6 protein-coding genes and 1 tRNA gene are annotated in these 6,155 nt (G+C 41.9%); 4 read left to right on the plus strand and 3 right to left on the minus strand.

The window, feature by feature from the left end:
- Positions 1-113: 113 nt before the first annotated feature.
- Positions 114-941 carry an exodeoxyribonuclease III gene (locus tag JOC31_RS09530; RefSeq protein ID WP_205017927.1) on the minus strand — a complete coding sequence of 276 codons (828 nt, stop codon included), beginning with the start codon at positions 939-941 and terminating at the stop codon, positions 114-116.
- A 190-nt stretch (positions 942-1,131) separates the two neighbouring features.
- Between JOC31_RS09530 and JOC31_RS09535 the strand changes: the two genes are divergently transcribed.
- Positions 1,132-1,362 (plus strand): hypothetical protein, encoded by a 231-nt coding sequence (locus tag JOC31_RS09535; RefSeq protein WP_205017928.1) that lies wholly within the window; start codon positions 1,132-1,134, stop codon positions 1,360-1,362.
- Positions 1,363-1,515: 153 nt separating this feature from the next.
- On the plus strand, positions 1,516-3,189 hold the full coding sequence (locus tag JOC31_RS09540; protein WP_205017929.1) for a hypothetical protein: 1,674 nt from the start codon (positions 1,516-1,518) through the stop codon (positions 3,187-3,189).
- A 56-nt stretch (positions 3,190-3,245) separates the two neighbouring features.
- Here the strand turns inward: JOC31_RS09540 and JOC31_RS09545 are convergent, their stop codons facing one another.
- Both JOC31_RS09545 and tehB read right to left on the minus strand, forming a co-directional pair.
- Positions 3,246-3,884 carry a deoxynucleoside kinase gene (locus JOC31_RS09545; protein ID WP_205017930.1) on the minus strand — a complete coding sequence of 213 codons (639 nt, stop codon included), beginning with the start codon at positions 3,882-3,884 and terminating at the stop codon, positions 3,246-3,248.
- 177 nt (positions 3,885-4,061) lie between these two features.
- Entirely contained in the window at positions 4,062-4,934 is an 873-nt protein-coding gene (gene tehB / locus JOC31_RS09550; protein ID WP_205017931.1) for an SAM-dependent methyltransferase TehB, read from the minus strand.
- Between the two features lie 97 nt (positions 4,935-5,031).
- On the opposite strand from tehB, the gene JOC31_RS09555 reads away from it, so the two are divergent.
- Both JOC31_RS09555 and JOC31_RS09560 read left to right on the plus strand, forming a co-directional pair.
- A tRNA-Ser gene (locus tag JOC31_RS09555) sits at positions 5,032-5,121 on the plus strand.
- A gap of 151 nt (positions 5,122-5,272) precedes the next feature.
- Entirely contained in the window at positions 5,273-5,959 is a 687-nt protein-coding gene (locus JOC31_RS09560) for a YoaK family protein (RefSeq protein WP_205017932.1), read from the plus strand.
- The last annotated feature ends 196 nt before the right edge of the window (positions 5,960-6,155 follow it).

A 6,155-nucleotide genomic window follows, 5' to 3' on the forward strand; every position in this document is an offset into this window, starting at 1 on the left:
AATCAAAGCAAAACTAAAAGGACTTAGTCCTGTGCAATACAGAACTAAATCCCTTCAATAAATATAGTGTCCAACTTTTTGGGGTCAGTACACCTTCTAACTGCTTTTAGTTATTATAGGTCAATTTCCAAGACAATCGGTGTGTGGTCTTGGCGGTCGCCTGAGCTGATCATGTCAGATTTAGTGATCTTATCTGCCAAGCGGTTTGAGGTCAACCAGTAGTCGATTCTCCAGCCGGTATTGTTGATTTTTGAGGTCTTGCTGCGTTGTGCCCACCAGGTGTAAGCATTCGGCACATCGCCGTGAACATGACGGAAGCTGTCTGTGAAGCCTTTGGCAAGGAGGTTAGTAAATCCTTGACGCTCTTCGTCGGTAAATCCTGGTGAACGACGGTTGCTTGATGGGTTGGCAAGGTCAATTTCCTTGTGAGCAACGTTGTAGTCGCCTGTGGCAAGGACAGGCTTTTGGCTATCCAGCTCTGCTAGGTAGTCAGCGTAGCAACTATCCCAAACTTGACGGTCAGATAAGCGTTTCAAACCATCGCCAGCATTTGGCGTATAGACTTGGGTTACGAAACAGTCGTTAAATTCCAAAGTAATGATGCGTCCTTCGCAGTCCATTGTGGAAGGGGCACCGATTTCTGGGAAAGTAATAACTGGATCAAGCTCTTCTTTGTAGAGGAACATGGTACCTGCGTAGCCTTTTCGTGCAGGCTCAACAGACGAACGCCAAGTGTTTTTGTAGTTTGGAAAGTAGCTCTCGAGGATTTCCAAGTGCTTTTTGGTAGGACCTTTGGCAGAGAGTTTGGTCTCCTGAATAGCGATGATGTCAGCCTTTTCAGCCACTAAGGTGTCAATAACTGCGCGAGATAGGAGGGCGCGTGCTGAGTCGCTAGTCAAAGCAGCGTTAAGGGAATCAATATTCCATGAAATGAGTTTCAAAATAAGATACCGAGGCTGTCTAGGTAAAAACTCAGAGGAGCTGAGCGATTGCTCTCACTACAAGGACAGCCATTATCCTTTCTAATGTTAAGGGTGATTGTTTTATATTCTATCAAAAATAAGCAGGACTTGCGAGTTTAGGGCTTATGTCTAGGAAAAAGGTGTATAATACTAGGAAAAAGGAGACAGTATGGTTAATCGATTGATACTTTTAATGTTGCTGATATTTTTTAGTTACTATCTTGTTAGACTGCTTGGTTTAAAGGGAAAGCAATCTATTAGTGAACCTCTATGGGTGGTGCGTGAATTTGGCTGGGGGGTAGGCTTGAACCCTAAACACCCTCTGGGTTTCTGGCTCATCTTGGTTCTCGTTGTGACGGTGTTACTTGCTTTGCTTTTACTATTAGTTATTGAGATGTAAAGAGTAAGCTCTGAATTTAGACGTAGATAAGTTTTTGGTTTTGTATTGTTCAAATGACAGAAAATGGGAGACTAGGCGAGAAATAGACCTTTTTTCAGCCATAAAAGCTAGGGAGATGTGGTATAATTTGGCTAGGAAAGAAAGGAGATACTTATGAAAAAGGGTCTTGGTTTTGCATTGACTGGTCTGTGGGTGCTTCTCATGCTGGTCTCTTATTGGTTTTATTTGCCTGCCCTTAATCCCTTGGAGCTAGGCTTTTGGTTCTTTGTCTTAGAGGGCTTGGCTTTGGCTCTGGTGGCTCAGTTCTTATGGGGGCTGGTAGCAGCAGTCAGCTCTGCTATTCCCTCTCAAAAGGCGGCTAATCTCGGCAGAACAAGGGCTAGGGATGTGACTAAGCAGACCATTGCTTATGGGAGGGCGTTCAAGCTTTGTCTTGCTCTCATAGTGGGCATTCTGTTGATTTTGGGTGGGGCTAGTCTCTTTAGCTCTAGAGTATTTAGGGCAAAAAGTTATGCTGGAGTCATTCAAGTCAAGGAAGCTGACTTCGCCAAGGACTTTCCAGAGACAGATGTGTCTAAGTTGGCACTTTTGGATAGGGCGTCAGCTGAAAAGATAGGCGATACCTATCTAGGAACCATTGATAAGGTGTCTCAATTCGGGATTTCAGACGCTTACCGTCAGATTACCATTGGTCAGCAACCTTACCGTGTCTCACCTCTAGAGTACAAGAATTTCTGGAAATGGATGTCAAATCGTAAGGAAGGAATTGGCTACTATGTCAAGGTCAATCAGACTACAGGTAAGGCAGAGCTAGTTAAGCTCAAAGAAGCAATGAAGTACTCGGATTCTGAGTATCTCTTCCGAGATACCCTGCGTCACCTACGTTTGCAGCACCCAACGACTATTTTTGGGCAACCTTCTTTTGAAGTTGATGATGAGGGTAATCCTTACTATGTGGCGACAGTTTATCGTCCTAAGTTTCTCTTGTCATCTAAGGATCCTGTTGGTGCTATTATCTTGGATGCTGTGACAGGAAAGAGCAAGGCCTATGACTTGAAAGATATTCCAGAATGGGTGGACCGTGTTTATTCGGCTGACAATGTGATTAGCCGTGTGGATGACTACTATACTTACCAAAATGGTTTTTGGAACACAGTATTCAGCCAATCGGGTGTTAAAAAGACGACTGACAGTTACAACTATATCGCCATTGGGTCGGACATCTATCTCTACACAGGCATCACATCAGCGACGGCAGATTCCTCAAACCTTGGCTTTATTTTGGTCAATATGCGAACGCGACAAGTGACTAATTACAAATTGGCTTCCGCCACTGAAACAGCGGCCCAAGCTTCCGCCGAAGGTGAAGTGCAGGAGAAAAAATACAAGGCAACAGCACCTATCTTGACAAAATTAGCTGGTCAAGCCTACTATCTTGTCTCTCTCAAAGATGATGCAGGCTTGGTCAAATCTTATGCTTTGGTGGATGCCGAAGATTATCAGCAGGTGACGGTCAACAATGATATTGAAAAATTGATTGCCGCATTTACCGATGCGGACACCTCAGCCTTGACAGGAGCTAGTGCTGATCAGTCTGCGACAAGTGATAAGCAGAAACAGATTTCGGGCAAGGTTGAGCAACTGGCTAGTCAGATTATTGCAGGAACGACTGTTTATTACATTCAATCTAACGGTCAGATTTACAAAATCAAAGCCAGTCAAGAAACGACTGACCAGCTACCTTTCTTGAAAATTGGTGACCACTTCACAGCCCAAGTCGGTAAGGATAATAACTTAGACGCCTTTGCGGTTGTGTCAGCTGACTAAAGCGTTAAGCGTATAGAAAAAAAGCATAGAAGGTATCTAAAATCCTTCTATGTCTTTTATTTATCTAATCCTAGTGCTTTCATCTGCTCTGTAATGACTTGATAGACGGTGTTCCAGTCTTCTTGACGATGGATATCGAGGTTATCGGTGTTAATACGTAATTTTGGACTGTGGTCGTAGTCCTCAAACCAGCCTTGATAGTGGTCGTGAAGAAGTTTGTAGTAGTCCAGTAAGCCATTATCAGCCGTTGGTTGTTCGTAAGAACGCCCTCGTTTTTCAATATTTGCCATGATATGCTCAAAACTACCATCAAGGTAAATGAGAAGGTCAGGTGATTTTTTAGGCATGCCAGCCATTTCTTCCATCATATTATCCAATAGCTCAAGGTAAATAGCATATTCTTCCTGACTGATATTTCCTTGTAGCTTGTTGATGTAGGTAAAGAGAGCATCCTCATAGATCGAACGGTCGAGGACATTGTTGTCTTTCTCGTAGGCTTCTTTGATAGATTTGAAGCGTTTATTGAGAAAATAAATTTGTAAGGCAAAGCCGTATTTGTCTGGATCTTCATAGTATTTATCCAAGATAGGATTGTTGTCAACTGGTTCAAAAAAAGCTTCTGTTCCTAGGGCTTTAGCTAGTTTACTAGTGTAAGTCGTTTTTCCGACACCGATCATGCCTGCGAGTATAATCACTATGGTAATATACCTCCAAAAGTTATTATTGATAGTTACTACAAGATATAGTGTTAGCTAAATGATGATAGCACTATATCTAGGAAAAATCAAGTTAGGAATGCTGCTGAGGTGAGATAAGAAAAGAGGCAGGACTTTGTCCAACCTCTAAAGATTAGTGATAGGTTTTGGAAAAGCTTATCTTTTCTTGGCGAGAAGCGTTGCAAATTGCATTTTAAGGCGATTACCATTTTCGTCAACCTTGTGGAGTTCGCCGACATTTTCATTGTACTTAATCAACTCCCAGTCTTTGTAGTAATTTTTCAACTCTCCCTCTTTAAAGGTGAAGCTAAACGGCATTGGGCAAGGGTAGTTGTCGGTATCCATAGCGCAGACGATGAGGTTGTAGCCTCCTGATTTCGTGTGGTCTTGCATATCCTGGATGATATAAGGAATTTGATCACGGTCTAGGAACATAAAGACTACCGTTGATAGGATAAAGTCATAGATATCTGTGATGTTTGCTTCATTGATATCATACCAGTCAATCTTGGCAGGGAGATTTTCTTCTATTGCCATATTTTCCAACATGACAAGGCTTTGACCATTAGCATCGACAGAGGTCACATCATGTCCTAGCATACTGAGGTAGAGGGAGTTACGTCCTTGACCACAACCGAGGTCTAAAATTCGACTATTTGGTGCTAGAAGTGGAGCAGCTTCGATAACTTCGGAGTGTGTCTTTGTCCAACCGTGCTTTTTGCTAAGGTAGTCCTCAGGTTGACAGAAAAACTCTAAGTAGCATTCCAAATCATCTGTAGCAGCTGCGACTTTGTGCCAGGCTTGAGGTTGAACAAAAGGAATATCTGACTCTTTAGAATAAAGATGTTCAGCTATGATTTCCCCATCTTCAGTCAATTCAAAAAAGGTTAGTTGACCAGACAGAATAGTTAACTTGGCCCAGGTTCCTTCTTTGGTATTGTGGCGTTGTTTGAAGGCTTCTGGAAGTGTATCAGCTGTCCAGTTAGGAAGTCGTCTATAGGCGAGTAGGTTATCTTTTGTAGATGTCATGTCAATCCTCCAAAGTAGTTGTTATTTCATTATAACATAGAAATTTACGGAAAACCTTGCTTTGATTTCTCTTATCTGTTATAATAATTGCAGATGTGGAGGATTACCCAAGTCCGGCTGAAGGGAACGGTCTTGAAAACCGTCAGGCGTGTAAAAGCGTGCGTGGGTTCGAATCCCACATCCTCCTTAATAACGTCAGAGAGCGAGAAATCGCTCTTTTTCTTATTCTCCGACTTTTGTGATAATCCTTGAATACCTCTAAAAAGAATGACTTTTTGATGACAATTGATTTGGTGACCTGAGAAAGTGCTATAATAGAGTTATAAAGGGGGATAAAGATGGAACAACCTGATTATTTACCACAGCACAGTAGACTGACAGCTATTCTCTTGGGGATTATAGGCGGAGCGATTGATGTGTACTCACATTTGCAATTTGGTTCTCTGGTCGCCACGCAAACGGGGAATATTATTTTGTTGATTTCGGATGTTAAAGATCACAGTACTGAGAGCACCTTGCTACGTTGTCTGTCTATTCTCTTTTTCTCTGTTGGTTTTCTGGTAGGTGTCTTTGTCAAAGATAGAGCCAAGACAGCTTTTTGGAGAGTGTATATGCTTTTGCCGCTTTTGATCATGACAGCTGTACTACCTTTACTCCCTCATTTCACTTATCTTTGGGTTATCTTGCTGGCTTTTGGTACAGGGCTATTGATGTTGACCTTTACTGGAAGTAAGATTGAAGACCATCCTTATATGATTTTGATGACATCTGGTAATTACCGCAAAATGTTATTGGCTTGGTATCGTGTCGTCAGTCAAAAGGAAAGAGATGCATTGATGGTACGTCAAGCGATGAACTATAGTTTGACTGTATTGAGCTTTATCTTGGGTGCTATGTGTGTTGCTTTTTTGAATCCTCTTCTTCATGAGAAAGCAATTTGGTCAGTAACGATCTGCTTGGCATTGGTTATTTGGCATTATATGAGTGTTACCATTAGATACGGTTTGCAAAAGACAAACCTTTAAATAGCATAGAAAAAGTTAGGTGAAAGACGCCTGACTTTTTTGATAGGACGATGAAGACCGCTTTGTTTAGAAAAGAATTTAGTGGTTTGAGAGGACTTGGTGCCACGACAAACGCATGAAGAAAATATCGTTTTCAGAAATTAATTTCATAAACTAGATAAACGACCTCCGGTATAATAGTAGTGGAGGTCGTTGT

The sequence above is a fragment of the Streptococcus saliviloxodontae genome (assembly GCF_016908655.1).
GTDB lineage: Bacteria > Bacillota > Bacilli > Lactobacillales > Streptococcaceae > Streptococcus > Streptococcus saliviloxodontae.